General features: G+C 69.4%; 24 protein-coding genes. 10 read left to right on the forward strand and 14 right to left on the reverse strand.

Translation table 11 applies throughout. The features are described 5' to 3' along the window. Positions 1–107: 107 nt before the first annotated feature. Positions 108–1,997 (forward strand): ABC transporter ATP-binding protein/permease, encoded by a 1,890-nt coding sequence (locus tag ASG48_RS02865; protein WP_055844836.1) that lies wholly within the window; start codon positions 108–110, stop codon positions 1,995–1,997. Between the two features lie 194 nt (positions 1,998–2,191). On the opposite strand, the gene ASG48_RS02870 is transcribed toward ASG48_RS02865, so the two are convergent. Next, positions 2,192–2,869, reverse strand: coding sequence for a DUF6338 family protein (locus ASG48_RS02870; RefSeq protein WP_055844839.1), 678 nt, complete (start codon positions 2,867–2,869; stop codon positions 2,192–2,194). A 145-nt stretch (positions 2,870–3,014) separates the two neighbouring features. On the opposite strand from ASG48_RS02870, the gene ASG48_RS02875 reads away from it, so the two are divergent. Beyond that, positions 3,015–3,794, forward strand: coding sequence for a phosphatidylserine decarboxylase (locus ASG48_RS02875; protein ID WP_082529187.1), 780 nt, complete (start codon positions 3,015–3,017; stop codon positions 3,792–3,794). Beyond that, positions 3,794–4,615, forward strand: coding sequence for a phosphatidylcholine/phosphatidylserine synthase (locus ASG48_RS02880; protein WP_055844845.1), 822 nt, complete (start codon positions 3,794–3,796; stop codon positions 4,613–4,615). Before ASG48_RS02875 ends, ASG48_RS02880 begins: the two co-directional genes overlap by 1 nt. An 84-nt stretch (positions 4,616–4,699) precedes the next feature. On the opposite strand, the gene ASG48_RS02885 is transcribed toward ASG48_RS02880, so the two are convergent. The 10 genes from ASG48_RS02885 to rpsF all read right to left on the reverse strand — a co-directional run bounded on the left by ASG48_RS02885 (position 4,700) and on the right by rpsF (position 14,921). Then, positions 4,700–5,440: an SDR family NAD(P)-dependent oxidoreductase gene (locus tag ASG48_RS02885; protein ID WP_055844846.1), complete on the reverse strand. Its 741-nt coding sequence runs from the start codon at positions 5,438–5,440 to the stop codon at positions 4,700–4,702. A 58-nt stretch (positions 5,441–5,498) separates the two neighbouring features. Next, positions 5,499–6,959 (reverse strand): amidophosphoribosyltransferase, encoded by a 1,461-nt coding sequence (purF, locus tag ASG48_RS02890; RefSeq protein ID WP_055844849.1) that lies wholly within the window; start codon positions 6,957–6,959, stop codon positions 5,499–5,501. A 199-nt stretch (positions 6,960–7,158) separates the two neighbouring features. Further along, complete coding sequence (locus ASG48_RS02895) at positions 7,159–7,818, reverse strand: CvpA family protein (protein ID WP_055844851.1); 660 nt, start codon at positions 7,816–7,818, stop codon at positions 7,159–7,161. A 113-nt stretch (positions 7,819–7,931) separates the two neighbouring features. Beyond that, positions 7,932–9,314: a DNA repair protein RadA gene (gene radA, locus ASG48_RS02900; protein WP_055844854.1), complete on the reverse strand. Its 1,383-nt coding sequence runs from the start codon at positions 9,312–9,314 to the stop codon at positions 7,932–7,934. 6 nt (positions 9,315–9,320) lie between these two features. Then, positions 9,321–10,541: an alanine racemase gene (gene alr, locus ASG48_RS02905; RefSeq protein WP_055844856.1), complete on the reverse strand. Its 1,221-nt coding sequence runs from the start codon at positions 10,539–10,541 to the stop codon at positions 9,321–9,323. 3 nt (positions 10,542–10,544) lie between these two features. Then, positions 10,545–12,029, reverse strand: coding sequence for a replicative DNA helicase (locus ASG48_RS02910; protein WP_055844861.1), 1,485 nt, complete (start codon positions 12,027–12,029; stop codon positions 10,545–10,547). A gap of 414 nt (positions 12,030–12,443) precedes the next feature. Beyond that, positions 12,444–13,055, reverse strand: coding sequence for a 50S ribosomal protein L9 (rplI, locus tag ASG48_RS02915; protein ID WP_055844864.1), 612 nt, complete (start codon positions 13,053–13,055; stop codon positions 12,444–12,446). 22 nt (positions 13,056–13,077) lie between these two features. Beyond that, positions 13,078–14,085: a hypothetical protein gene (locus tag ASG48_RS02920; protein ID WP_055844867.1), complete on the reverse strand. Its 1,008-nt coding sequence runs from the start codon at positions 14,083–14,085 to the stop codon at positions 13,078–13,080. 134 nt (positions 14,086–14,219) lie between these two features. After that, positions 14,220–14,468 carry a 30S ribosomal protein S18 gene (gene rpsR / locus ASG48_RS02925; RefSeq protein WP_055844870.1) on the reverse strand — a complete coding sequence of 83 codons (249 nt, stop codon included), beginning with the start codon at positions 14,466–14,468 and terminating at the stop codon, positions 14,220–14,222. Positions 14,469–14,474: 6 nt separating this feature from the next. After that, entirely contained in the window at positions 14,475–14,921 is a 447-nt protein-coding gene (gene rpsF, locus ASG48_RS02930) for a 30S ribosomal protein S6 (RefSeq protein WP_055844873.1), read from the reverse strand. Positions 14,922–15,365: 444 nt separating this feature from the next. Here rpsF and fabD point away from each other — a divergent pair, with 444 nt between their 5' ends. The 7 genes from fabD (at position 15,366) to gmk (ending at position 21,693) form a co-directional block, all read left to right on the forward strand. Next, positions 15,366–16,304 carry an ACP S-malonyltransferase gene (fabD, locus tag ASG48_RS02935; RefSeq protein WP_055844877.1) on the forward strand — a complete coding sequence of 313 codons (939 nt, stop codon included), beginning with the start codon at positions 15,366–15,368 and terminating at the stop codon, positions 16,302–16,304. A 42-nt stretch (positions 16,305–16,346) separates the two neighbouring features. After that, entirely contained in the window at positions 16,347–17,084 is a 738-nt protein-coding gene (gene fabG / locus ASG48_RS02940) for a 3-oxoacyl-[acyl-carrier-protein] reductase (RefSeq protein WP_055844880.1), read from the forward strand. Between the two features lie 174 nt (positions 17,085–17,258). Then, positions 17,259–17,495, forward strand: coding sequence for an acyl carrier protein (locus ASG48_RS02945; protein WP_055844884.1), 237 nt, complete (start codon positions 17,259–17,261; stop codon positions 17,493–17,495). 40 nt (positions 17,496–17,535) lie between these two features. Beyond that, positions 17,536–18,798, forward strand: a complete 1,263-nt coding sequence (fabF, locus tag ASG48_RS02950) for a beta-ketoacyl-ACP synthase II (protein WP_055844887.1) — start codon at positions 17,536–17,538, stop codon at positions 18,796–18,798. A gap of 165 nt (positions 18,799–18,963) precedes the next feature. Then, positions 18,964–20,049: an endolytic transglycosylase MltG gene (mltG, locus tag ASG48_RS02955; RefSeq protein ID WP_055845434.1), complete on the forward strand. Its 1,086-nt coding sequence runs from the start codon at positions 18,964–18,966 to the stop codon at positions 20,047–20,049. A gap of 85 nt (positions 20,050–20,134) precedes the next feature. Beyond that, positions 20,135–21,031 carry a YicC/YloC family endoribonuclease gene (locus tag ASG48_RS02960; RefSeq protein ID WP_055844890.1) on the forward strand — a complete coding sequence of 299 codons (897 nt, stop codon included), beginning with the start codon at positions 20,135–20,137 and terminating at the stop codon, positions 21,029–21,031. Continuing rightward, entirely contained in the window at positions 21,028–21,693 is a 666-nt protein-coding gene (gene gmk / locus ASG48_RS02965) for a guanylate kinase (RefSeq protein ID WP_055844893.1), read from the forward strand. Before ASG48_RS02960 ends, gmk begins: the two co-directional genes overlap by 4 nt. Before the next feature lie 84 nt (positions 21,694–21,777). On the opposite strand, the gene rsmA is transcribed toward gmk, so the two are convergent. The 3 genes from rsmA to ASG48_RS02980 are packed head-to-tail and all read right to left on the reverse strand — an operon-like array spanning position 21,778 to position 24,592. Beyond that, positions 21,778–22,614: a 16S rRNA (adenine(1518)-N(6)/adenine(1519)-N(6))-dimethyltransferase RsmA gene (gene rsmA, locus ASG48_RS02970; protein ID WP_055844896.1), complete on the reverse strand. Its 837-nt coding sequence runs from the start codon at positions 22,612–22,614 to the stop codon at positions 21,778–21,780. Continuing rightward, the gene (pdxA, locus tag ASG48_RS02975) at positions 22,611–23,657 is read right to left on the reverse strand and encodes a 4-hydroxythreonine-4-phosphate dehydrogenase PdxA (protein ID WP_055844899.1); all 1,047 of its coding nucleotides are present in this window, start codon (positions 23,655–23,657) and stop codon (positions 22,611–22,613) included. The genes rsmA and pdxA overlap by 4 nt, the downstream gene beginning before the upstream one ends. Further along, a complete protein-coding gene (locus ASG48_RS02980) occupies positions 23,654–24,592 on the reverse strand; it encodes a peptidylprolyl isomerase (protein WP_055844902.1) in 939 nt (312 codons plus the stop codon). Before ASG48_RS02980 ends, pdxA begins: the two co-directional genes overlap by 4 nt. Positions 24,593–24,701: the final 109 nt, after the last annotated feature.

A 24,701-nucleotide genomic window follows, 5' to 3' on the forward strand; every position in this document is an offset into this window, starting at 1 on the left:
CGCCCCGGGCGCGGCCTCATGACCCTTGAGCCCCGGGGGAGAAGCGCCTAAAGGCTTGCGCTTCGCCGGTGCGAAGGCACGGGCTTCCCGAAAGGCTCTTCCGACCCGTGGCTTCCGCCAAACCGCGTATCTCCGGCGACAGCGGTGCGACGCTTTCGACGATCAAGGCGCTGTGGCCCTATATGTGGCCGAGCGAGCGGCCGGACCTGAAGCGGCGCGTGCTCTACGCCACGCTCTTCCTCGTCCTCGCCAAGCTCCTCACCGTCGCCGTGCCCTACTTCTTCAAATGGGCGACGGACGCGCTGGACGGGGCCAATTCCGCGCGCGAATGGCTGCCGATCGTGCTGACCGGCGCGATCACGCTCGTCGTCTCCTACAACATCGTCAAGCTGATCTCGGTCGCGCTGAACCAGCTGCGCGACGCGATCTTCTCGAGCGTCGGCCAGTACGCCGTGCGCCGGCTCGCCTTCCGCACCTTCGTGCACATGCACCGCCTGTCGCTGCGCTTCCATCTGGAGCGGCGCACCGGCGGCCTGTCGCGCATCATCGAGCGCGGCACCAAGGGCATCGAGACGATCGTGCGCTTCACGATCCTCAATTCCATCCCGACGATCTTCGAGTTCGTCCTCGTCGCCGCGATCTTCGGCGTCTCCTACGGCGTCTCCTATCTCGTCGTCGTCGCCGTGACGGTCTGGCTCTATTCCTGGTTCACCATCAAGGCGAGCGACTGGCGCATCGGCATCCGCCGCGAGATGAACGACAGCGACACGGAGGCCAACACCAAGGCCATCGACAGCCTCCTCAACTTCGAGACGGTCAAGTATTTCGGCAACGAGGCGATGGAGGCCGATCGCTTCGACCTCTCCATGGCGCGCTACGAGGTCGCGGCGACGCGCACGCTGACCTCGCTCGGCTGGCTGAACTTCGGCCAGGGGCTCATCTTCGGCATCGGCACGGCGATCGCCATGGTCATGTCGGCGATGGAGGTGCGCGCGGGCACGCAGACGCTCGGCGACTTCGTCTTCATCAACGCCATGCTGACCCAGCTCGCCGTGCCGCTGAACTTCATCGGCTTCGTCTACCGCGAGATCCGCCAGGGCCTGACCGATATCGAAGCCATGTTCGGTCTTCTCGACGTCGATGCCGAGGTGAAGGACCGCGAGGGCGCGCCGGCCCTGACCGTGCCCGAAGGCCGCATCCGCTTCGAGAATGTGCGCTTCGGCTACGATCCCGAGCGCGAGATCCTCAAGGGCATCAGCTTCGAGGTGCCGCCCGGCAAGTCGGTCGCCATCGTCGGACCGTCGGGCGCGGGCAAGTCCACCATCTCGCGCCTCCTCTTCCGCTTCTACGACCTGCAGTCCGGCCGCATCACCATCGACGGGCAGGACATCGCGGCGGTGCGTCAGGATTCGGTGCGCTCGGCCATCGGCATCGTCCCGCAGGACACCGTCCTCTTCAACGACACGATCGCCTACAATATCCGCTACGGCCGCATGGAGGCCGGCGAGGACGAGGTGCGCCGCGCCGCCGAGCTCGCGCAGATCTCCAACTTCATCGAACTCCTGCCGGACGGCTTTTCCACCATGGTCGGCGAGCGCGGGCTCAAGCTCTCCGGCGGCGAGAAGCAGCGCGTGGCCATCGCCCGCACGATCCTGAAGGCTCCGCCCATCCTCGTCCTCGACGAGGCGACATCGGCGCTCGACACGCATACCGAGCAGGAGATCCAGGCCGCCCTCGATCTCGTCTCGCGCGAGCGCACGACGCTCACCATCGCCCACCGCCTGTCGACCATCGTCGGGGCCGACGAGATCATCGTCCTGCGCGCCGGCGAGATCGTCGAGCGCGGCTCGCATCGCGACCTCCTGGAGGCCGGCGGCCTCTATGCCGAGATGTGGACGATGCAGCGCGAGGCGAGCGAAGCCGAGGAGACCCTGCGCCGCGCCCGCGAAGCCGACGCCCTCGGCATCGTGGAGCGTCGCCGGCCCGTCGAGGTTTAGGGCGAGCGCCCGACGATCAGTCTGCGGCTTTCGGCGCGCGGGCGGTGGAAGGCTTCATCGCAGCCGGAGCCGGCGGCCTTGCCACGAACCCTTCGCTCGGGTTGGGATTTCGACCACCTTTTCGGGCCGGTCCTTCCTGGATCGGGGGGATCTTGCTGAACCCTTCCATCAAATGTTCAGAACTGGATTGGAGTTTAGGATCGGTCATCGGGCGACTGCCTTATCTGCTCCGGCTGAGCCGGAAATTCGATTGTCATTCCATCCGGCTGACGGGCGAGATAGACACGGGGCGTCGCGTAAATGAACTCGCCAGTGTCCGAATTGTAGACCTGTACCCCCGAAAGAACCAATTCTCGCATCATTCCCGTTTCAGAGAACGACTCGACCCAGCCGGCGAACACTGCGTTTTGTGAAAAGTCTCTGACATGGACATAACGAAGAGCTGAACTCGTCGACGTGAAGGTGAAATCCCAGACGTCCTCGTCCCCGTAACGACGGGTGGCGCCGATCGCCTGTAAGGCGCGTGTCACGAGCTTGTACTGTTCCCCATAGAGCCAGAGGACGCCGCCGACCACGGCAACACAGGACGCGACGGCGATCTCGTCGATGATGCGCCCCTGAAACTTCTCTGCCCCTTCCTCGAAGGTGACGAGTAGATCGAAACTCACATTGGATCGCGTCACGAGGTTCCACGCCTCGTAAAGGAGAGCCGTCAGCACGTATGAGGCGATTCCGAACATGAACGCGTTCAGGACCAGCGCGAAATCGGAAGGTTTCGTCTGGCGCGCATATCGGGCGTCGAACCGAGCCCAGAGGATGCCGGGCAGGAAGATCACGCCGATCATGACGACAAAGGCGTTGATGTCCCCCATCCTCGCTTTCCCCTCTCGAGCCCGTTGCAAGGTGCCGTCACTCTGACAGGGCACGAGAATTTCTAGAAGAGGTTGCAGGCAGGTTTCGCCTGTCTCCCATGGACCTTGGCCGAAACGCTGCCGCGCTCCATCTAAAAGCCGATGCCTGGCGCGGCTTCGTCTTGCCTCGCCCCGGACCCTTGCCCTAAGCCAGACGCGACCCTTCAGCCGTCACGAAAGTAGACCCTTGGACATCATCGCATCGATCCGAAACGTCTTCGTGCCGCTGCACCGGGCCGGATATCCGTTCGTGGCCGGGTTCTTCGTGGCCTCGGTCGTGCTCGGCTTCTTCTGGGAGCCGCTCTTCTGGATCGGCCTGATCCTCACCGCCTGGTGCGCCTATTTCTTCCGCGATCCGCAGCGCGTGACGCCCATCGCCGACCATCTCGTCATCTCGCCGGCCGACGGGCATGTGAGCCTCGTCGGGCATGTCGTGCCGCCGGCCGAGCTCGAGCTCGGCGCCGACCCGATGCTGCGCATCTCGGTCTTCATGAACGTCTTCGACTGCCACGTGAACCGCGCCCCGATGCGCGGGCGCATCGCGCGCATTGCCTATCGCGAGGGCGCTTTCAAGAATGCCGAGCTCGACAAGGCGAGCGAGGTGAACGAGCGCAATTCCTTCGTGATCGAGGGGCCGCACGGCGAGTTCGGCGTCGTGCAGATCGCCGGCCTCGTGGCGCGCCGCATCGTGCCCTTCTCGCAGACGGGCGACCGCGTCGAGGCGGGCGAGCGCATCGGCCTCATCCGCTTCGGCTCGCGGCTCGACGTCTACCTGCCGGACGGCGCGCGTCCGCGCGTCGCGGAAGGGCAGACGGCCATCGCCGGCGAGACCGTCATCGCCGAGTTCGGCGACCAACTCCCGACCTGGCCCGCGAGGCGCGACTGATGGCCGTCGAATCGCCGTTCCCGCCCTTCGATCCCGGCAATCGCGACACGCCCGACGTCGCCGTGCGGCGGCGCATCCCGTTCCGCCACATCGTGCCGAACGTCATCACGCTCCTGTCGATCTGCGCAGGGATGACGGGCATCCGCCTCGCCTTCGAGGGACGCTTCGAGTTCGCCGTGCTGATGGTGCTCGGCGCGGCGCTGCTCGACGGGATCGACGGGCGCATCGCCCGGCTCCTGAAGGGCCAGAGCCGTTTCGGCGCGGAGATGGATTCGCTTGCCGACATCGTCAATTTCGGCGTCGCGCCCGGCCTCGTCCTCTACGCGCACACGCTGCACGAGGCGCGCTCTGTCGGCTGGATCGCCGCGCTCCTCTATGCCAGCGCCTGCGCCCTGCGCCTTGCCCGCTTCAACACGATGCTGGACGATCCGAACCGGCCGAAATGGCACGGCGCCTTCTTCGTCGGCGTGCCGGCCCCGGCCGGCGCGGGCCTCGCCCTCCTGCCGGTCTATCTCAGCTTTTCCGGGGTCGATCTGGGCCTGCCCGAATTCACCGCCTCGATGACCGCGCTCTACATCGTGGTGATCGGCCTCCTCATGGCGAGCCGCCTGCCGACCTGGTCGGGCAAGGGCGCTGGCATTCGCGTGGCGCGCGACTGGGCGATCCCGATCATCCTAGGCGTCGTCCTCTATGTCGCGGTGCTCGTCTCCTTCTTCTGGGAGACGCTGTCGCTCACCGCGCTCGCCTATTTCGTGGCAATCCCCTTCTCCGTCCGCGCCTTCTCCCGCCGCGCCCGCCGGGAGGCCGCGAGCGAGGACTGATCCTGTTCGGAAACCGACCATGAAGAAGGCGCGACCGCCGGGCGGTCGCGCCTTCTCGCGTTCCGAACGCGGACGGCCTCGGCCTCAGTCCGGGTCGCGATAGGTGAGGAAGCGGTTCTGGCGTACGTCGAAGAGGCGGCCCGTCTCCGTCACGTCGGGGAAGGCGAGGGGCACGATCCTGGCGGCGACATCCTTCGAGGTCGGCAGCGTCTTGGGGTCCTCGCCGGGCATGGCTTCCTTGCGCATGCCCGTGCGCGTGGCGCCGGGGTTGACGGCGTTGACGCGCAGCGGCGTGTTCATCGTCTCGTTGGCCCAGGAGCGCGTCATCGCCTCCACCGCGGCCTTGGAGGCGGCGTAGAGCGACCAGTAGGCCTTGGCCGAATGGGCGGCGCCCGAGGAGATGACGATGCCGCGCCCGGCGTCCGACTTGCGCAGGAGCGGGTCCACCGAGCGGATGAGGCGCCAGACGGAGGTGACGTTCACCGCCATCGTGCGCTCGAAGACCTTGGCCTCGATATGGCCGATCGGCGAGAGGACGCCGAGCAGGCCCGCATTGGCCACCATCACGTCGAGCTTGCCGTAGCGCTCGGCGATGGCACCGCCCAGGCGGTCGATCGCGGCCATGTCCGTGAGGTCGAGCGGCACCAGGGTCGCCGTGCCGCCGTGATGGCGGATCTCGTCGTCGAGTTCCTCCAGCCCGCCGACGGTGCGCGCGACGGCGACGACATGCGCGCCCTCCGCCGCCAGCCCCTTGGCGATCTGGTAGCCGATGCCCCGCGAGGCGCCGGTGACCAGCGCGATCCTGCCTTCAAGTCTCTTCGTCACGCGATGCCACTCTTCGCTTGGGCGGGCCGGCGGCGCGGTGCCGCCCGGCCCCGTTTCATCAGCCCGCGCCGCCCAGCAGCGAGAGCTGGCGGACATTGTCCGAGGAATCCTGGTCGGTCAAAGCGGTCGGGTAGTCGCCGGTGAAGCAGGCGTCGCAGAACTGCGGCGAATGCGCGTTGCGGCCCGGCTCGTTCGTCGCGCGGTAGAGACCGTCGATCGAGAGGAAGGCGAGGCTGTCCACCTTGATGAAGTCGGCCATCTCCTCGATCGACATGCGCGAGGCGAGGAGCTTGGCCTTCTCGGGCGTGTCGACGCCGTAGAAGCAGCTCGCGCGCGTCGGCGGCGAGGCGATGCGCATGTGCACCTCGGTCGCCCCGGCCTCGCGCACCATCTGCACGATCTTCTGCGAGGTGGTGCCGCGCACGATGGAATCGTCCACGAGCACGACGCGCTTGCCCTCCAGGATGTGCCGGTTGGCATTGTGCTTGAGCTTCACGCCCATGTGCCGGATGGAATCGGTCGGCTGGATGAAGGTGCGGCCGACATAGTGGTTGCGGATGATGCCGAGTTCGAAGGGGAGCCCGGCCTCCTGCGCGTAGCCGATCGCGGCCGGAACGCCGGAATCGGGCACCGGCACCACGACATCGGCCGGCTCGGGGCTCTCGCGGGCGAGTTCGGCGCCGATCTTCTTGCGGATCTCGTAGACGTTGCGGCCTTCGACATTGGAGTCCGGCCGGGCGAAGTAGACATATTCGAAGATGCAGAAGCGCGGGCGGCGTGCCTGGAAGGGGAAGATCGATTCGATCCCCTCCTCGGTGATGAGCACCATCTCGCCCGGCTCGATGTCGCGCACGAAGGTGGCGCCGATGATGTCGAGCGCGCAGGTCTCGGAGGCGAGGATCGGCGAGCCTTCGAGGTCGCCGAGCACCAGCGGGCGGATGCCGAGCGGGTCGCGAACGCCCACCATCTTCTTGGCCGAGAGGCCGACGAGCGAGAAGGCGCCCTCGAGCCGCGACAGCGCGTCGACGAGCTTGTCCTTGAAATGGCGCGCCGCGCTGGTCGCGATGAGGTGCAGGATCGTCTCGGTGTCCGAGGTGGAGGAGAAGATCGAGCCGCGCCGCTGCAGCTCGCGCTGGACGGTGAGCGCGTTGGTGATGTTGCCGTTATGGGCGACGGCGAAGCCGCCGGCGGAGAGTTCGGCGAAGAAGGGCTGCACGTTGCGAAGGCCGCCGCCGCCGGTCGTGGCGTAGCGGGTGTGGCCGATCGAGCTCGTTCCGGGCAGGCGTTCGAGCACGGCCTGCTTGGTGAACGTGTCGCCGATCAGGCCGGCATGGCGCTCCACGTGGAACTGCGTTCCGTCGAAGGAGACGATGCCCGCCGCCTCCTGGCCGCGATGCTGCAGCGCGTGCAGCCCGAGGGTCACCACCGCGGCCGCGTCGGTCCGCTGGTAGATACCGAAGACGCCGCATTCCTCGTGCAGCGTGTCCCCGTCGAGACTGTCGAAGGGCGTTTCGTCCATCTGATTGATCCGTCAGGTGCCGGGGGCCGGCGGGCCGCGCCAAGACCTGCATATAAGCCTTCGCAACCGCGCAAGCGAGCGAAGAGTTGGAATGGCTCCAGCGGGCGGCCATGCGCGGCGACTGCGGCTGGCGCGGCGCGGGCCGCAGACCCCCGGCGCCGGACGCGGCGGCGCGTCCGGAAGACAAGGCGTCAAGCCTTTAGTTGGCGGGTGCCGCGCCTTCCGTGCCGCCGCCCAGAAGCCCGTCGATCGACTGTTCGTTCGGCGCGCCTTCGCCGGGCGCGGTGTCGCTCGGGGGCGCGGCGTCGGCCGGCGCGCCGGTGGCGGGCGCGCCCTCGCTCTGCGGGGCGTTGCGGTTCAGCTGTTCCATGATGACCTCTTCCGGATTGTCGGGAAGGGCGGCCACGAGCTGCGCGCCGAGATCGTCGAGCATCGGCTTGGAGCGTGCGTTGGCGATCCAGGTCGGCTGGTTCTCGGGCGCAAGCCAGTTGAAGAACAGCATGGCGACGACGACGAGCAGCAGCCCGCGCACCGCGCCGAAGACGAAGCCCAGCACCCGGTCGAGCGCGCCGATGCGGCTGTCGATGATGAAGTCGGCGATCTTCAGCGTGATCAGCGAGACCACGATCAGCGTCACCACGAAGACCGCGCCGGCGGCCGCCACCATCGCGACCGTGTCGGACGAGATGTAGGGTTTCACGTAGGGCGTCACCGGCTCGTAGAACATGAAGGCGGCGACGGCCGCGACCACCCAGGAGACGACCGACAGGACCTCGCGGGAGAAGCCCCGGATCATGGCGAGGAGGGCCGAGATCATCATCACGGCGAAGAGGATCGCATCGAGGGCGGTAACGTTCATGGAAGATCGGCCTTGTCGACGGTACACATCGGCTGCGGGCAGGGCGGCGTGCCCTGCCGCGTTGCTCTAGCGCGTCGATGCGCGTTTGACAAAGACCGGCGCGCCCTTTCGGCTCACGCCGCGTCCCGGCCGGCGGCCACCTTCGCCACGAGATCGGGCAGGACGGAGACCTCGTCGACCCGCATATCCCGCCCGCGCGGCAGTTCCGCGCTCGAAGCCGGCAGGACGGAGCGGCGGAAGCCGAGCTTCTCGGCCTCCTTCAGCCGCTGCCCGGCATGGGCGACGGGGCGCACGGCGCCCGACAGGCTGATCTCGCCGAAATAGACGCCGTCCGAGGGCAGGGCGGCGCCCGAGAGCGAGGAGACGAGGGCGGCGGCCACGGCAAGGTCGGCCGCCGGCTCGGAGATGCGGAAGCCGCCCGCCACGTTCAGATAGACGTCGTGGCTGCCGAGCCGCACGCCGCAATGGGCGTCGAGGACGGCGAGGACCATGGCGAGCCGCGCCGAATCCCAGCCGACCACCGCGCGGCGCGGCGTGCCGAGGCTGGAGGGGGCCACCAAAGCCTGGATCTCCACCAGAACCGGGCGCGTGCCCTCCATGCCGGCGAAGACGGCCGCGCCCGGCGCCTTGTCGTTGCGCTCGCCGAGGAAGAGTTCGGAAGGGTTCGACACTTCGCGCAGGCCGATGTCGCTCATCTCGAACACGCCGATCTCGTCGGTCGGCCCGAAACGGTTCTTCACGGTGCGCAGGATGCGGTAGTGATGCCCGCCTTCGCCCTCGAAATAGAGGACCGCGTCCACCATGTGCTCGACGACGCGGGGACCGGCGATCTGGCCCTCCTTCGTCACATGGCCGACGAGGATCACCGCCGAGCCGCTGGCCTTGGCGAAGCGGATGAGCGCCTGCACGCCGGCGCGAACCTGCGTGACGGTGCCGGGCGCCGATTCGGCGAGATCGCTCCACAGGGTCTGGATGGAATCGATGACGACGAGATCCGGCCGCCCGGCATCGGCGAGGGTGGCCAGGATATCCTCGACATTGGTCTCGGCCATCAGGAGCACCCGGCTCTGCGCGGCCTGGAGCCGATGGGCGCGCAGGCGCACCTGCGCGATCGCCTCCTCGCCCGAGACGTAGATGACCGAATGGCCGCGATCGGCGAGCGCGGCCGCGCCCTGCATCAGGAGCGTCGACTTGCCGATGCCGGGATCGCCGCCGATCAGGATCGCCGAGCCGCGCACGATGCCGCCGCCGAGCGCCCGGTCGAGTTCGCCGATTCCCGAGACGATGCGCGGCGCCTCCTCGCTCTCGCCCGAAAGCGGCAGGAGCGCCGAGGGCGTGCCCTTGCGCCGCGAGCGTTGCGGACCGCCGGCGATGCCGCCCGCCGCGTTCTCCTCGACGATGGTGTTCCACTCGCCGCAGGCCTCGCACTTGCCCTGCCAGCGCTGGTACACCGCGCCGCAGGACTGGCAGATGAAGCTGATCTTCTGTTTGGCCATTCGGTCTCAGTCGCGCAGCCAGACGCGCTTCACGCGCGGGCCGAGCGAGGTCAGGAGCTCGTAGGAAATGGTGCCGGCGGCAAGCGCCACCTCGTCCATCGGCATGGCCGGCCCGAAGAACTCGGCGCGGTCGCCGGGGGCGATCGCGTCCTCCGGCACATCGGTGACGTCGAGGAGCGTCAGGTCCATCGAAACGCGCCCGAGGACGGGCACGCGCCGGCCGGCGATCACGGCTTCGGCGCCGGGGCCGCGCGCGCGCACCGGCACGCCGGCCCCCGAGGCCGAGCGCGGGTAGCCGTCGGCATAGCCGAGGCCGACGGTGGCGATGCGCGTGTCGCGCATGAGCTTGGCCGCGCCGCCGTAGCCGGCCTCCTCGCCGGCCTTGGCCTCGCGCACCTGCAGGATGGCCGCCGAGAGCGTCGCCACCGGGCGCAGGAGACCGCGCGAGGGCGCGCCGGCCTCGCCGCCGTAGAGGGCGATGCCCGGGCGGGTGAGGTCGAAATGATAGGGCGCCCCGCGAAAGACGCCGGCCGAATTGGCGAGCGAGCGCGCCAGACCCGGAAAGAGCACCGAGAGCGCCAGGAAGCGCATGCGCTGCTGCTCGCTCTGGTCCGTCTCCTCGTCGGCGGAGGCGAGATGGCTCATCAGCAGAACGAGATCGAGCGAGCCGGCGCGCATGGCGTCGGCCACGGCCCGCGCCGGCCGTTCGTCCAGCCCCAGCCGGTTCATGCCCGTCTCGATCTGCACCGCCGCGGGCGCCCGCGCGCCGTAGAGGCGAAGGCCGGTCTGCCACGCCGCCACGTCGTCGGGCGTCGACAGGACCGGGATCAGCCGGTGGCGCAGGAGAAGCGGCACGGCGGAAGCCTCCATGCCCTGAAGCACGAAGATGCGCGGCTCCTCCAGCGCCTCGCTCTCGTGCGAGCCGTCGACGGGCACCGTCACGATGTCGGCGGGCGGGCCGAGGAATTCGCGCAGGTTCGCGCCCTCGCTCGGCCAGGCGACGAAGAAGTCGCGGCAGCCGGCGGTGCGCAGCGTGCGCGCGACCTCGGCCGCGCCCAGGCCGTAGCCGTCGGCCTTCACGGCAGCGCCCGTGCGCGAGGCGGGGGCGAGCGTCGAGAGAAGCGTCCAGTTGGCGGCGAGCGCGGCGGCGTCGATCGTCACGATCGGCTGGCGGTCGGCGGGCGCGGCGGCGGCGGGGCGTGGCAGGAGGGCGGCGGGGGCTTCCATCACCTACTCGTAGCGCTCGGGCAGGTAACCCTCGTCCGCGAGATCGCTGAACCGGGTGTACTCGGCCTGGAAGGCGAGGCGGGCGGTGCCCGTGGGGCCGTGGCGCTGCTTGGCGATGATCACCTCGGCCTTCCCGCGCGCCTCGTTCAGCGCGAGTTCCCACTTCATGTATTCGTCCGTGCCGGCCTTCGGTTCCCGGTTCGCGAGGTAGTACTCATCGCGATAGACGAAGAGAACCACGTCCGCGTCCTGCTCGATCGAGCCCGATTCGCGAAGGTCGGAGAGCTGCGGGCGCTTGTCGTCGCGGCTCTCCACCTGGCGCGACAGCTGGGAGAGCGCGATGATCGGCACGTTCAATTCCTTCGCCAGCGCCTTCAGGCCCGTCGTGATCTCGGTGATCTCCTGCACGCGGTTGCCCTGCGACTTCGAGGAGCCCTGCATCAGCTGCACGTAGTCGATGATCATCACGTCGAGGCCGCGCTGGCGCTTCAGACGTCTTGCGCGCGCGGCGAGCTGGGCGATGGAGATGCCGCCGGTCTGGTCGATATAGAGCGGCATGCGCTGCATCTGCTCGGAACAGGCGATGAGCTTGACGAGGTCCTGGTCGTTGATGTTGCCGCGCCGGATCTTGGAGGAGGAGATCTCGGTCTGCTCGGACATGATGCGCGTGGCGAGCTGCTCGCCGCTCATTTCCAGCGAGTAGAAGGCGACGACGCCGCCGTTCTTGGCCTTGAACGAGCCGTCCGCCTGCTCGGCCGGCTCGTAGGCCGCCGCGATGTTGAAGGCGATGTTGGTGACGAGCGAAGTCTTGCCCATGGCCGGGCGCCCCGCGAGGATGATGAGATCCGACGACTGCAGGCCGCCCATGCGCTGGTCGAGCGCCATGATGCCGGTGGAGACGCCCGACAGGCCGCCGTCGCGGTCCTTGGCGGCCGTCGCCATCTGCACGGCCGTCGTCAGCGCCTCGCCGAAGGGCTGGAAGCCGCCGTCGTAGCGCCCGGTCTCGGCGAGCTCGAAGAGCCGTCGTTCCACGTCCTCGATCTGCGCCTTCGGCTCCATGTCGAGCGGCGCGTCGAAGGCGATGTTGACCATGTCCTCGCCGATGCGGATCAGCGAGCGGCGCAGCGCGAGGTCGTAGATCGCGCGCCCGTAGTCGGCCGCGTTGATGATCGTCGTCGCTTCGGCCGCGAGGCGCGCGAGATACTGGAAGACCGTCAGCTCGCCGATCTTGTCGTTGGCCGGCAGGAAGGTCTTCATCGTCACCGGCGTGGCGATCTTGCCCATCCGGATCATCTCGCTGGTGCGGGAGAAGATCTCGCGATGGATCGGCTCGAAGAAGTGGTCGGGCTTCAGGAAGTCGTGGACGATGTAATAGGCGTCGTTGTTGACGAGGATCGCGCCCAGAAGCGCCTGCTCGGCCTCGATATTGCTCGGGGCCTCCCGGTAGATCGCCGATTCTTCCTCGAACTTTCGCGCCGCATCCGCCATGGCCGGGTCATCACTCCATCCGTGGACGCAGCGCGGGCGCCAAGGCGCGCGCCGCTTCTCCACAGGAACATAATAAGCACGGATCGTGCACGAAAAAAGGCAGGGGCCCTGTGGCGCACCGCGCCGGGTCCGCCTTGATCGCAGGCGCGGGCCGCCGTGCCAAGCGCAATCAGACCTATCGCGCGGGCCTTGCGCGAGACGCGAATGGCCTGGGGAGGGGTGTGGATAAGATCGGGGACGCGGGCTCGGCGCGCTTGACGCCGGCGCCCTCGTCGTGGCCGCGCCGGGGCGGCATCCGGACCCCAAAACGGCTTCGGCCCGCGCATCCCGAAAGGGGTCGCGGGCCGAATCGTGCTGCGCCGAAGAGGCGCCGCGATCGCGCGGCGGCCCCTCGGTCTGTCGGGCGTCAGGGCCTCAGGCGGCGGGCGTCTCGTCGCTGTCGCCTTCGTCCGTCGACTCGGTGGTCTCGGCGGCATCCGCCTCGTCCGCCTCGTCCTCGTCGGCATATTCGTCCTCGTCGACGCCGTAGATGGCGGCCGCCGAGGTCAGGTCCTCGCCGCGCGACTGACGCTCGGCCTCGTCGCGCGAGCGCGCGATGTTGATGCTGATCGTCACCTCGACCTCGGGATGGAGGGCGAGGACGACCTTGTGCACGCCGATCGTCTTGATCGGCTGCTGCAGCTCGACCTCGTTGCGGGCGACCTTGTAGCCGCCTTCCTTGAGGAGGTCGGCGATGTCGCGGCTCGAGACCGAACCGTAGAGCTGGCCGGTCTCGCCGGCCGAGCGCACGACGATGAAGCTCTGGCCGTCGAGCGTGTCGGCGATCGACTGGGCCTCGGCCTTGCGCTCTTCGTTGCGGGCGATGAGCTGGGCCTTCTGGGCCTCGAAACGGGCGCGGTTGGCGTCGTTGGCGCGCAGCGCCCGGCCCTTGGGCAGGAGGTAGTTGCGGGCGAAGCCATCGCGCACGCGCACGGTCTCGCCCATCTGGCCGAGCTTGGCGATGCGCTCGAGGAGGATGACGTCCATGGGAATGTCCTTTCCGGGAAGCTTACTGGTCGTTGGATGGAGGGCCGCCGACGGCGGCGGGTCTGCCTCGCCCGGTCTCGTAGACGCCGAGCATGGCGAAGAGGACGAGCGGGAACGAGAGGAGGAGGATCGCCGCATAGGCGGTGAAGAGGATGAGGCCGCGACCGGCCCGCCCGCGCGTGCGCCGGTGCATCGTGGCGAGGCCGACGAGGGCGAAGGCGCAGATGAAGGCGCCGGCGAAGACGCTGGCCGCAAGGCCCGCCGCGCCCGGAAGGAAGGAGCCGAGGATCGCCAGCGCGAAGAGGCCGAGCGAGACGCGCGGCAGCGCGGCGGCGGCGGGAATGTCGTCGCGCGGGCGCGGCAGCCGTCCCGACAGGCGGGTGACGAAGGCGCCGAGATAGAGGCCGACGACGAGCGTGAGGACGAGCACCGCCGGCTGCACGAAGGGGATGAGCCGCACGACGAGGGCGGAGACCTCGGCGATCTGGGCGTTCGTCGCCGCCGAGAGGCCGGCATCGCCCTGCGTCAGCGCCTCGCCGACCGCCGTCCCGATCTCGGCCGGGTCGTAGCCGATCAGCCAGCCGAGGATGAGGCAGGCGAAGGCCGCGCACAGCGTCAGCGCGAAGAGGACGCGCTCCAGCGGATACCAGTCGAGCGCGGGCGCAGCCGGCTGCGGCGCGCGCGGCAGCGGTTCGGCGATGGGCCGCGGAAAGGTCGGCGCGGTCTCGAGCGTCTCGCGCGGGCGGGCGAGCCCCGCCAGATGGCCGGCGATCGCGGTCGGCAGGGCCATGGAAAGGAGGATGGTCGCGGCGCTGAGCGGCGTTCCGGCGAGCACGCCGACGATGAGCGTGGCGACGGCGGCGGCGATGAAGCCGGCGAGCGACCCCCAGCCGAGGCTGGCGATGGCGATCGGGATCGGGGCGGCGAGCGCGAGGCTGAGCGCGGACGCGGACTGGAGGACCAGACCTGCGAAGAGCAGCGCTGCGGCCGCGCCGGCGGCACCGGCGATCAGGATCGTCTTGGGGTTCATTACGGTCGCTGTCCTGCGGAACGGCAGTTAGGAGCGTCGCGCTCCAGCTGGGCTGTGGCTTCCCTCGTCCGCGCGCCTGAAGCGGAGAAGGGCCGGGACGGCGCGGAGGGCGCGCCGTCCCGGAACGGTCGATCCTACTTCAGGACGTAGGGCAGGAGGCCCAGGAAGCGGGCGCGCTTGATGGCGTTGGCCAGGGCGCGCTGGTTCTTCTGGGAGACGGCCGTGATGCGCGAGGGCACGATCTTGCCGCGCTCGGAAATGTAGCGCTGCAGGAGACGGACGTCCTTGTAGTCGATCTTCGGCGAATCGGTGCCGGAGAACGGATCGGACTTGCGGCGGCGGTGGAACGGCCGGCGCGTGGGAAGCTGGGCGATGTCGACCATCTGGGATTACTCCGAATCGGCGTTGCGGCTGCGGCGCGGGCGGTCCTCGTCGTCGCGGTCGCGACGCGGGCGATCGCCACGGTCCGGACGGTCGCCACGCTCCGGGCGGTCGCCGCGGCGGGGACGGTCGTCACGCTTCTGCATCATCACCGAAGGGGTCTCCTCCAGCGCCTCGACGCTCACCGTCATGTAGCGCAGGATGTCTTCGTTGAAGCGCATCTGGCGCTCCATCTCCTGCACCGCCGCGGCGGGCGCGTCGATGTTGATGAGCGTGTAATACGCCTTGCGGTTCTTCTTGATGCGGTAGGTCAGGGTCTTCAGACCCCAGTTCTCGACCTTGCCGACCTTGCCGCCCTGGGCCTCGATCACGCCCTTGTACTGGTCGACGAGAGCGTCGACCTGCTGGCTCGAGATATCCTGGCGTGCGAGGAATACGTGCTCGTAAAGAGCCATATGCTTATCGCCTTTCCGTTGTCGTTCGCGTTTTTGCCCGGCAGACGCGGCTAAGCCTCTGCGACCTTCCCAGGGACCGAAGGGGCCCCGTCGTTGGAAAGGCGCTGCGGTACGGTCGAGAGCGGAGACACGGGAAGCCGACGCCCCTTCGGCGTCCATCAAACCGGCGAACCGGCTGCCTTCCGTTCAGCCCCCAGCGATCGGCCGGGCATTGACGAGGGGTCCCTTACCCGCAAGCGCCCGATCTTTCAAGGCGCAAGGATCGCGATCGCGTGAAACCTTCGGCGGCGGCCGAGGCGAATCCGTCGCGCGCCGCGCCCGATCTTGATGCGCCGCAACGACGTTTCCGGCCCGCTCTCGCCTTGACATGACGCGCCGGCGCCACCCATTCCCCCGCAGACAAGAGGCGCGGACCCGTCCGCCGCCGCTCGCCAAGGAGTCTCGATGTCGCTCGCATTCGTCTTTCCCGGCCAGGGCAGCCAGGCCGTGGGCATGGGCCGCGCCCTCCACGAGGCCTATCCGGAAGCCCGGGCCGTGTTCGAGGAGGTCGACGCCGCGCTCGGTCAGAAGCTTTCGGCGCTGATCTTCGAGGGGCCGGAGGACGAGCTGACGCTGACGGCCAACGCCCAGCCGGCGCTGATGGCGGTCTCGCTCGCCATGGTGCGCGCCATGGAGGCGCGGGGCGTGGCGGTCTCGCAGGCCGCCTTCGTCGCCGGCCATTCGCTCGGCGAATATTCCGCGCTCTGCGCCGCCGGCGCCCTGACGATCGCCGACACGGCCCGCCTCCTGCGCATCCGCGGACAGGCCATGCAGGCCGCCGTGCCGGCGGGCGAGGGCGCCATGGCCGCGATCCTCGGGCTGGAGCGGGAGGCCGTGGAGGCGCTGTGCCGCGAGGCCTCGGCCGAAGGCGGCGTGTGCGAGCCCGCCAACGACAATGGCGGCGGGCAGATCGTCGTCTCCGGCTCGGCCGAGGCCGTCGCCCGCGCCGTGGCGCTGGCGCCCGGGAAGGGCGCCAAGCGCGCCATCCCGCTCTCCGTCTCCGCCCCCTTCCATTGCAGCCTGATGCAGCCGGCGGCCGACGCCATGGCGGAGGCGCTGGCGGGCGCGGCCATCTCGGCTCCCGTCGTGCCCCTTGTCGCCAACGTCATAGCCGGCCCGGTCGACGAGCCGGACGAGATCCGCCGCCGCCTCGTCGAGCAGGTGACGGGCCAGGTGCGCTGGCGCGAGAGCGTCGAGTTTCTCGGTCGCGCCGGCGTCACGCGCCTCGTCGAGATCGGCAGCGGCAAGGTCCTGGCCGGTCTCACCAAGCGGATCGAGCGCTCCATCGAGGCGACGAGCCTCGGCACGCCCGACGACCTGGACCGATTCCTCGCGGCGCGCTGACGCGCCCGCATCCAAGACAACGCGAGAAGGAATGAAGTGACGATGTTCGACCTGACCGGCCGCAAGGCCCTCGTCACCGGCGCCAGCGGCGGCATCGGCGAAGCGATCGCCAAGGTGCTCCACGGCGCGGGCGCGACCGTCGGCCTGCATGGCACGCGGCGCGAGAAGCTCGACGCGCTGGCGAGCGAACTCGGCGAGCGCGCCCATGTCTTCCCGGCCGACCTCGGCGACCGGGCCGACCAGAAGGCGCTGGCCGAAAAGGCCGAGGCCGAGCTCGGCGGCGTCGACATCCTCGTCAACAATGCCGGCATCACCAAGGACGGCCTCTTCGTGCGCATGTCGGACGAGGACTGGGACAAGGTGATCGAGGTGAACCTCACCGCCGCCTTCCGCCTCACGCGGGCGCTCACGCATCCGATGATGCGCCGCCGCTACGGGCGCATCCTCAACATCACCTCCGTCGTCGGCACGACCGGCAATCCCGGCCAGGCCAATTACTGCGCGGCCAAGGCCGGCATGACCGGCTTCTCCAAGTCGCTCGCGCAGGAGATCGCCTCGCGCAACGTCACGGTGAACTGCATCTCGCCGGGCTTCATCCAGAGCCCGATGACCGACAAGCTCAACGACAAGCAGAAGGAGGCCATCATGGGCGCCATTCCCATGCGTCGCATGGGCGAGGCGGCCGAGATCGCCTCCGCCGCCCTGTTCCTGGCATCGGAGGAGGCCGGATACGTCACCGGCCAGACGATCCACGTCAATGGCGGCATGGCGATGATCTGAGCCGTTGCGCTTGGTTCCGCCGGGCGTCCATGCTAAGCGCGCGCCCGGCGCACGTTTTTGGCGTTTGCGTGACCGGGCCGCGTGTGCGGCCCGGGCCTCGCGCGCCGACAGCTTGCTAAAGAGTTGCCTCGCGTCTAACGAGGCGGCGAAGTTGATCTCGATAGAGGACTGATCATGAGCGATATCGCTGAACGGGTGAAGAAGATCGTTGTCGAGCATCTCGGCGTCGAGCAGGAGAAGGTGACCGACAACGCCAGCTTCATCGACGACCTGGGCGCCGACAGCCTGGACACGGTCGAGCTCGTCATGGCGTTCGAGGAAGAGTTCGGCGTCGAGATCCCGGACGACGCGGCCGAGACCATCCTCACGGTCGGCGACGCCGTGAAGTTCATCGAGAAGAACCAGGCCTGACGTCGCAGGCGGCACGGCCGCCTCGGCGGAAGGGGATTTGATGAGACGAGTAGTCATTACCGGCGTCGGCATGGTCAGCCCCCTGGGGGCAGGTGCCGACGCGACATGGACGCGCCTTCTCGCCGGCGAGAGCGGTGCCCGCAAGGTCGAGAACTTCAAGGTCGACGATCTGCCCTGCCAGATCGCCTTCCAGATTCCGCGCGGAAGCGAGGTCGGAGCCTTCGATCCCGACAAGTTCATGGAGCCCAAGGAGCAGCGCAAGGTCGACGACTTCATCGTCTATGCCTGCGCCGCCGCCTCGGAGGCGCTGGACGACGCCGGCTGGCACCCGACCACCTACGAGGATCAGATCGCCAGCGGCGTGCTGATCGGCTCGGGGATCGGCGGCCTGCAGGGGATCGAGCGCACGGCCCTGGTCCTGGCCGAGAAGGGGCCGCGCCGCGTCAGCCCGTTCTTCATCCCGGGCAGTCTCATCAATCTCGCCTCCGGCCACGTGTCGATCCGGCACGGGCTGAAGGGGCCGAACCACTCGGTGGTCACGGCCTGCTCGACCGGCTCGCACGCGATCGGCGACGCCATGCGCCTCATCGCGCTGGGCGACGCCGACGTGATGGTGGCCGGCGGCGCGGAATCGCCCGTGTGCCGCCTCTCGCTGGTGGGCTTTTCGGCCTGCCGCGCGCTTTCCACGAATTTCAACGACGACCCGACCAAGGCCTCGCGCCCCTACGACCGGGACCGCGACGGCTTCGTCATGGGCGAGGGCGCGGGCATCGTCGTCCTCGAGGAATACGAGCACGCCAAGGCGCGCGGCGCCAAGATCTACGCCGAGATCATCGGTTACGGCCTTTCGGGCGACGCCTACCACATCACGGCGCCCTCGCCGGACGGCGACGGGGCGTTCCGCTGCATGTCGGCCGCCCTGAAGCGTGCCGGCGTGACCGCCGACCAGATCGACTACGTCAACGCGCACGGCACCTCGACGCCGATGGGCGACGAGCTGGAGCTGAAGGCGGTGGAGCGGCTCGTGGGCGAGGCGGCCTCGGGCCTCACCATGTCCTCCACGAAGTCGGCGATCGGCCATCTCCTGGGGGCGGCGGGCGCCGTCGAGGCGATCTTCTCCGCCCTGGCGATCCGCGACAACGTCGCCCCGCCGACGCTCAATCTCGACAATCCGTCCGTGGAGACCGAGATCGACCTCGTGCCGCATGTGAAGCGCGAGAAGACGATCGACGTCGCCCTGTCGAACTCCTTCGGCTTCGGCGGCACCAACGCGTCGCTGGTGCTGCGCCGCGTCGACGCGTGAGGACGGCCCGGCGGACGGGCGCCGCCGGCCTTTCTGCCGCGACCCGGCTTTTGCCACATTCCGATGGTGCTTGCGCCCCTTGGCGGATCGACAGGCGAGGGCGAACCATTGAACGATGATCTCTCCGGCGTATCGGCCGAGCGGCGCGAGCCGCCGGCGGACACGGTGCCCGCGGTGGAGAAGCCCCGCGCCCGGCGCCGCCGCTCGCGCGGCGCCCGCAGCCAGATCGTCATCTTCCTCAACCTGTGCCTGACGGCCGCCGTCTTCGTCATGCTGGGCGCCGGCGCGCTCGCCTACTGGGCGCGCGGCCAGTTCGTCGGGCAGGGACCGCTCGTCCAGGAGGCCTTCCACGTCGTGCCGCGCAACAGCGGCGTCGGCGAGATCGCTGCCGGGCTCGAGCGCGACGGCATCGTCTCCAATGCCGAGATCTTCGAATACGGCGTGCGCATCGCCGGCGTCGGCGCGCAGCTGAAGGCCGGCGAATACGAGTTCGAGCCCGGCATCTCCATGCGCGGCGTGATGGAGAAGCTGCAGAGCGGCGAATCGATCACCCGGTCCGTGACCATCCCCGAGGGCTGGACGGTGCAGCGCGTCTTCGACCGCGTCGCGGCCTCGGACGTCCTCGTCGGCGACATGCCGCCGATGGTGCCGGAAGGCACGCTGCGCCCCGACACCTATCGCGTCGAGCGCAACATGCGCCGCGCCGACCTCATCCGGCAGATGGCGAGCGCGCAGGAGCGGCTCGTGGAGGAGATCTGGGCCAGGCGCGATCCCGACCTGCCGCTGAAGGACATCGGCGAGTTCATCACCCTCGCCTCCATCGTCGAGCGCGAGACGGGCATCGAATCCGAGCGCCCGCACGTCGCCTCCGTCTTCGTGAACCGCCTGAAGAAGGGCATGCGTCTCCAGTCCGACCCGACCTTCCTCTACGGGGTCTATGGCGGGGCGGGAAAGCCGAGCGAGGCGCCGGTCACGCAGGCCGATATCGAGAGCGACACGCCCTACAACACCTATCGCATCGGCGGCCTGCCGCCCGGCCCGATCGCCAATCCGGGCCGCGCCGCGCTCGAGGCCGTCGCCAACCCGCTGGAGACGAAGGACGTCTATTTCGTCGCCGACGGCACGGGCGGCCACGTCTTCGCCGCTACGCTCGACGAGCACAACAGGAACGTGCGCAAATACCGCGCCCTCCAGCGCCAGCAGCGCGCCGAGGCCGCGGAAGCGGCCGAGACGGGCGCGGCCGCGCAGTGAGGCGGGGCGCGCCTTCGCCCTACTGCCGCCCATGCTTCGCCGCCGGGGCGGCGCCGGCGACGGGTCCCGCATCCGAGTCGCGTCCATGAGCGGCATCGCCAGCATGACCGGCTTCGCCCGTCAGGACGGCACGACGCCGGACGGGCTCGAATTCACCTGGGAGCTCCGTTCGGTGAACGGCAAGGGGCTCGACCTGCGCCTGCGCCTGCCGGCGGGCACCGAAGCGATCGAGATCGACCTGCGCAAGCGCGCCTCGGCCGCTCTGGCCCGCGGAAACGTCCAGGCCGCGCTGCAACTGCGGCGCGCGGAGATTGCGCCCACCATCCGCGTCAACGAAGCCGCGCTTGCGCAGCTCCTCGAACTCTCCGCCCGGCTCGTCAAGGATGGCCATGCGCGTGCGCCGACGGTCGACGGTCTCCTCTCCCTGCGCGGCGTTCTCGACGCGGGCGAGGGGCCGGACGAGGCGGCGGAGCTGCGTCAGGCGCGCCATGCCGTTCTGACCGCGGGCTTCCAGGCCGCGCTCGACGCCCTCGTCGCTGCCCGCCGCTCCGAGGGCGCGGCGCTTCTCGCCATCCTTCGGGAGCGTCTCGCCGAGATCGCGCGCCTCGTCTCGGCCGTGGAGCGCGATCCCTCGCGCACCGTCGAGGCCCTGCGCGCGCGCCTGTCCGGTCAGCTGCGCGATCTCCTCGGCCAGGACGACCGGCTCGATCCGGCGCGGCTGCACCAGGAGGTGGCGCTCGTGGCCACGCGCGCCGACATCCGCGAGGAGATCGACCGGCTGAAGGCCCATGTCGATCAGGCCGACGCGCTTCTGACCGGCGGCGGGCCGGTGGGGCGACGTCTCGATTTTCTGGCGCAAGAACTTAACCGCGAATCGAATACGATCTGTTCCAAGTCCGCTGCCGCAAGCCTGACCGCGCTCGGTCTGGAGTTGAAGGTGGTGGTGGACCAGTTCCGGGAGCAGGTGCAAAATATAGAATGACGTCGATCTTCGACACCGAATCGCCGCTGCCCATCGCGCGCCGCGGCCTCATGCTCGTCCTGTCCTCGCCGTCCGGCGCGGGCAAGTCGACGATCGCCCGCAACCTCCTGGAGTCGGACCAGCGCTTCTCGCTCTCCGTCTCGGTGACGACGCGCAAGCGCCGCGCCAGCGAGATCGACGGGGTGCACTACCACTTCATCGACCGCGAGGAGTTCGTGCGCCTGCGCGACGGCGGCGCGCTGCTCGAACATGCCGAGGTGCACGGCAACCTCTACGGCACGCCCCGCGCGGCGGCCGAGAAGGCGATGCAGGACGGCCGCGACATGCTGTTCGACATCGACTACCAGGGCGCCATGCAGCTGCAGCAGCAGGCAAAGTCCGACATCGTGTCGATCTTCATCCTGCCGCCCTCAATGCGCGAGCTGAAGAACCGGCTCCTGCGCCGGGCCGAGGATTCGGGCGAGACCATCGCCATGCGCCTCCTCAATGCCCGCGTCGAGATCGAGCGCTGGCGCGACTACGACTATGTCGTCGTCAACGACGATCTCGACCGGGCCTTCTCGGCCGTGCGCTCGATCATCAATGCCGAGCGCCTGCGCCGCGACCGCCGCCCCGGCCTGTTCGACTTCACGGCGGCGCTCCTCGCCGAAGAGCTCGACTGAAGCAAGCCGCGCGCCGTCCGCCAGCGGGCGAGGGGCGCTGCCCCGCTCGTCGCGTGACCGAGGCGCCCCGCGCGGCGCTTGGGCCTACGTATCGAGACTGTTGGCGATCGTCAGGAATTCGGAGACGCTCAGCGTCTCCGCGCGCCGCTGCGGATCGATGCCCGCCCGCACCAGCAGCGCCTCGCCGCCGAGCGGCTTGAGGCTCTGGCGCAGCATCTTGCGGCGCTGGCCGAAGGCTGCGGCCGTCACCTTTTCCAACGTCTCCAGCCGGCCCGGCAGCGGTTCGGCGATCGGCGTCAGCTGCACGATGGAGGACGTGACCTTCGGCGGCGGCGTGAAGTTCTGCGGCGACACGTCGAAGAGGATGCGCGCCCGCGTGCGCCAGCCGGCGAGCACGGAGAGACGGCCGTAAGGGTCCGTGCCGGGCGCCGCGACGATCCGCTCGGCGACTTCGCGCTGGAACATCAGCGTCAGGCTCTCCCACACGGGCGGCCAATGCGGCACGGCGAGCCAGTTGAGGAGAAGCTGCGTTCCGACATTGTAGGGCAGGTTCGCCACGACCTTGACCGAGGCGGCCTCGCCGGCAAGTTCTGCGAGATCTGTGCGCAGCGCGTCGGCCGAGACGATCTCGAGCCGGCCGGGATAGGCGGCGGAGATCGCCTCCAGCGCCGGCAGGCAGCGCGGATCCTTCTCCACCACCACGAGTCTCTGCGCCCCTTCCGAGAGCAGCGCCCGCGTGAGGCCCCCAGGGCCCGGGCCGATCTCCACGACGGTGGAGCCCGAAAGCGGCAGGGCCTGGCGGGCGATGCGGCCCGTGAGGTTCAGGTCGAGCAGGAAATTCTGGCCGAGCGCGCGTTTCGGGTCGAGCCCGTGCGCCTCCAGAACCGCGCGGAGCGGCGGCAGCCCGTCCGTCTCGCTCAAGCGCGGGCCGCCTGCCGGTCGCTCGCCCGATGGGCATCCTCGCCGGCGGCCATCCGCCCGGCCAGGAGCAGCGCGGCGATGAAGCTGTCGGGACGCGCCGTGCCCGTGCCGGCGATGCCGGCGGCGGTACCGTGGTCGGGCGAGGTGCGCAGGATCGGCAGGCCGAGCGTGACGTTCACCGTCTCGTCGAAGGCGAGCGTCTTGGCCGGGATGAGCGCCTGATCGTGATACATGCAGATGGCGACGTCGAAGGTCTCGCGGGCCTGACGATGGAACATCGTGTCGGCGGGCAGGGGGCCGGTGGCGTCGATCCCGTCCGCGCGCAGCCGTTCGACGGCGGGGCGGACGACGCGCTCGTCCTCCTGCCCGATGGCGCCGCGCTCGCCCGCATGCGGGTTGAGGCCGGCGACCGCGAGTCGCGGCGCGTTCAGGCCGAGGCGCTCGCGATAGAAGCGCTCGGTGATCCGGCAGGTCTCGACGATGAGGTCGGCCGTCAGGAGCCCGGCGACCTCGGCGAGGGGCACGTGGATCGTGACGGGCACGCAGGCAAGGTCCGGCCCGAACAGGAGCATGACCGGCCGGAAGCTCGGCCCGATCCGCCGGCTGCAGAGGTCGGCGAGATATTCGGTATGGCCGGGATGGCGGAAGCCCGCGTCGTAGAGCGCCTTCTTGTCGATCGGTCCGGTGACGAGCCCGGCCGCGCGCCCCTCGAGCGCCAGGGCCGTCGCCCGGTCGATCGCCTCGATCGTGCCGGCCGCGTTCACCGGGTCGAGGCGGGCGGGCGTCTCGCGCTGGCGGTTGACGAGAGGGAGGACGGGCAGCGCCTCGGCGAACAGCGCCGGCGCGTCCTCGACGCGCGCGATCTCGCGGATGGGGAGCTCCATCCCGATGCGGCGCGCGCGGGCGCGCAGGAGATCGGGATCGGCGAGGCAGGCGAAGACCGGGGTCTGCGCGCCCCGTGCGGCATAGGCCATGAGCGCCAGTTCCGGCCCGACGCCGGAGGGCTCGCCCAGCGTGACGGCGAGCGGGCGCGTCGCGTTCACCGGTTGACGATCTGCGCCTTCTCGCGCAGCTCCTTCAGAAGCGCCTGGTCGGGCTCGGCGCCGAGCTTGGCCATGTCGTTGGCCTGGAAGACCATGGCGGCGGCGACGTCGTCAGAGACGTTGCGGCTGTCGCAGACGGCGATGAACTCGACGCCGCGCTCGGTCGCCTGCGGCGGCGTGGTCTTGCCGACGGAGGTCTCGATGATGGCGTCCTTCCAGCGCGGCGGCAGCTGCGGCTGCGCGACGCGGCCGAGATCGCGCACGGTGACGTCGCGCAGGCTCTTGGCCGTGTCGTAGGTCGCCTCGCAGGAGCGGAAGCGCGAGCGCAGCCCGTTCGCCTCCTTCATCCGCGCCGAGCCCATGGCGGCGCGCTTGGCCTCGGGGATGACGAAGATCACCTGCTGCAGGCGATACTCGGTCGTTGTCGGCTTCTTGCCGCCCTGGGCGAGCATGCGCTGTACCACGTCCTGCTCGCTCATCTTCTCCGAGCGGCGCATATTGGCCTGCACGGCCTGACCCCAGCCCATCTGGACGCGGATATAGTCCTTGAAGCCCTGGGTGGAGAAGCCGGCGCCCGCGAGCACCTGGCCGAGCTGCGCCTCGGTCAGCTTGTTGTCCTTGGCGAAGCGCCCGAAGGCCTCGTCCACCATCGCGTCCGGAATGGTGATGCCGCGGCGCTTGATCTCCTGACGCTTCAGCGTCTCGTTGATCATCTCCTCCTTCGCCTTGGCGTTCAGGTTGCCCTGCTCGCGGCGCAGCTTCAGGAAGGCGGCGCGCAGGCGGACCTGATAGCTCGTCACCGGCTCGCGGTTCACCGTCGCCACGATCTCGGTCGCGGCTTGAGCCTGCACCGGGGCGAACGCGATGGACGCGACGGCCGACGCCGAGAGGACGAACGCGAGCGCGGAGCGCGCGGCGAGACGGCGGACGGGCATGGCGGCGAGTTCCTCCTCGGGCGGTGCGTCGGGCGCGACGTGGCGCCGGACGCTTCTCCCGTAGCGTCCGGCTTTGGCGAAACCATGATGGCGGCTGAAGTTTTCGCTC

The sequence above is a fragment of the Aurantimonas sp. Leaf443 genome (genome assembly GCF_001425575.1).
Classification (GTDB): Bacteria; Pseudomonadota; Alphaproteobacteria; order Rhizobiales; family Rhizobiaceae; genus Leaf443.

Bases quoted from the DNA above. Each gene is read 5' to 3' on its own strand.
- ASG48_RS02870 (WP_055844839.1), bottom strand. From the start codon at position 2,869: ATGGGGGACATCAACGCCTTTGTCGTCATGATCGGCGTGATCTTCCTG.
- ASG48_RS02880 (WP_055844845.1), top strand. From the start codon at position 3,794: ATGGCCGTCGAATCGCCGTTCCCGCCCTTCGATCCCGGCAATCGCGAC.
- purF (WP_055844849.1), bottom strand. From the start codon at position 6,959: ATGGACGAAACGCCCTTCGACAGTCTCGACGGGGACACGCTGCACGAG.
- ASG48_RS02895 (WP_055844851.1), bottom strand. From the start codon at position 7,818: ATGAACGTTACCGCCCTCGATGCGATCCTCTTCGCCGTGATGATGATC.
- radA (WP_055844854.1), bottom strand. From the start codon at position 9,314: ATGGCCAAACAGAAGATCAGCTTCATCTGCCAGTCCTGCGGCGCGGTG.
- alr (WP_055844856.1), bottom strand. From the start codon at position 10,541: ATGGAAGCCCCCGCCGCCCTCCTGCCACGCCCCGCCGCCGCCGCGCCC.
- ASG48_RS02910 (WP_055844861.1), bottom strand. From the start codon at position 12,029: ATGGCGGATGCGGCGCGAAAGTTCGAGGAAGAATCGGCGATCTACCGG.
- rplI (WP_055844864.1), bottom strand. From the start codon at position 13,055: ATGGACGTCATCCTCCTCGAGCGCATCGCCAAGCTCGGCCAGATGGGC.
- ASG48_RS02920 (WP_055844867.1), bottom strand. From the start codon at position 14,085: ATGAACCCCAAGACGATCCTGATCGCCGGTGCCGCCGGCGCGGCCGCA.
- rpsR (WP_055844870.1), bottom strand. From the start codon at position 14,468: ATGGTCGACATCGCCCAGCTTCCCACGCGCCGGCCGTTCCACCGCCGC.
- rpsF (WP_055844873.1), bottom strand. From the start codon at position 14,921: ATGGCTCTTTACGAGCACGTATTCCTCGCACGCCAGGATATCTCGAGC.
- fabD (WP_055844877.1), top strand. From the start codon at position 15,366: ATGTCGCTCGCATTCGTCTTTCCCGGCCAGGGCAGCCAGGCCGTGGGC.
- fabG (WP_055844880.1), top strand. From the start codon at position 16,347: ATGTTCGACCTGACCGGCCGCAAGGCCCTCGTCACCGGCGCCAGCGGC.
- ASG48_RS02945 (WP_055844884.1), top strand. From the start codon at position 17,259: ATGAGCGATATCGCTGAACGGGTGAAGAAGATCGTTGTCGAGCATCTC.
- fabF (WP_055844887.1), top strand. From the start codon at position 17,536: ATGAGACGAGTAGTCATTACCGGCGTCGGCATGGTCAGCCCCCTGGGG.
- ASG48_RS02960 (WP_055844890.1), top strand. From the start codon at position 20,135: ATGAGCGGCATCGCCAGCATGACCGGCTTCGCCCGTCAGGACGGCACG.
- gmk (WP_055844893.1), top strand. From the start codon at position 21,028: ATGACGTCGATCTTCGACACCGAATCGCCGCTGCCCATCGCGCGCCGC.
- ASG48_RS02980 (WP_055844902.1), bottom strand. From the start codon at position 24,592: ATGCCCGTCCGCCGTCTCGCCGCGCGCTCCGCGCTCGCGTTCGTCCTC.